The following is a 1,405-nucleotide window of genomic DNA, read 5'->3' as shown; positions in this document are numbered from 1 at the left end:
TCACTACCGTCGCATAAAATTTTACTGAATTTTCTGTTTTTTATTCTTCCTGTTTGAGAAGAAAAACAAAGACATCTAAACAGAGGTAGTAAACACCCATTTTTTACTATAACCTTTGACGAGGGAATCAGATACGTGAAAACCTTTATGGGACAGCTTTTTCAACGATTTTCCGAATCCAAATGTGTGCGGATTTCCACGGTGCCGCTTTTAATAACCGACTAATTTTTAAGTAGGTCTTTGAACTGTTCGTGTTCAGCTGTGCTAACACATGTAAACAATAGACGATCATCGCGATATACACTTGATTATGAACGGCTTGTTCGCTTTGTCCATAGAACTTTTTGATGTTCAAGTGCTGCTTCACCCATTTGAAAAACAGCTCGATTGCCCAACGTGATTTGTACAATTCGGCGATTTCGTCTGCACTTAAGTCAAAGCGATTCGTAATTAAACGTAGCTCGTTTCCTTTTGAATCTAGCACTTTAAGTAGACGAAAGACATTTTCTGCACGATTTTGTGTAGTGCCAATGAGGATCATTTCATCGGATAACACAATGGAATCTTGAGGTAAATCAAATGGCTCTAGTACTCGGATAATGGCGTTTTTTCGCAAGCGAGACACAAAGGAATAACCATCGTCTGTCATGCGGTCAAATCGCTCGTAATCAAGATAACCACGATCGAAAACGTACATGCACTCTTTGTCGTCCACGAGTACCTCTAGTTGGCCTCGATCATGCTCGATTGCGTTTGTCAGAACGGCTTTGTCTGGATACGAACAGCCCTTTTCTAAGTAAACAAGGCGTAAATGGAGTTTAATGCCTGATTTCGTCTTCCGGAATTCGGCCCATTTATGGTTGTTTAAGTTCAATGGCAAAGTACTCGAATCAATAATTTTCAGTGGTGTCGTTACTTTCCTTCGCTGTTCAAAATGCGATTTTTCATGAATTTGCGTGACCAAATCAAGAAACACCTGCTGGAACACGTCTGTCGGGACTTGATTTAAACGACGCCCTAACTGTGAAAAGCTAATTGATTCTAAATCCGTTACCTTTTGAAGGTCGTCTGAAAATAAAGTATCACTGACAGCACGTAGACTTTCGGTTTCATTCAGCTGCGCAAACAACAGTAATTTCAGAAATGAAGCGATGTGTAGCTTCTTTGTATAGTAATTTAATTGATAGGCTTCCACCAGTTCCTCTAGTTTTGTCGATGAAATCGGTGAAAACCATTGTTCAAATGATGTTTTTCGTGTAAACTTATCCATGCGATTGTCCTTTATTTTGGATTTGGATGGTTTACTACCGCCCAACCATTATAAAGGATTTTTTTATGCACAGAATATATTTCAGAAAATTCAGATTTAACGGCGGAGTTGAATTATTTTAATGCGACGCTAGTG

The 1,405-nt window shown here is 39.1% G+C and carries 1 protein-coding gene; it reads right to left on the bottom strand.

What is annotated here, in order from left to right; genetic code table 11:
• Window positions 1–145: 145 nt before the first annotated feature.
• Window positions 146–1,270, bottom strand: coding sequence for an IS4 family transposase (locus V4T18_RS18240; RefSeq protein WP_332651874.1), 1,125 nt, complete (start codon window positions 1,268–1,270; stop codon window positions 146–148).
• Window positions 1,271–1,405 lie beyond the last annotated feature (135 nt).

Source organism: Lysinibacillus sp. 54212, from assembly GCF_036662795.1.
Taxonomy (GTDB): Bacteria; Bacillota; Bacilli; order Bacillales_A; family Planococcaceae; genus Lysinibacillus_B.
This window is presented reverse-complemented; position numbering and strand designations above follow the sequence as displayed.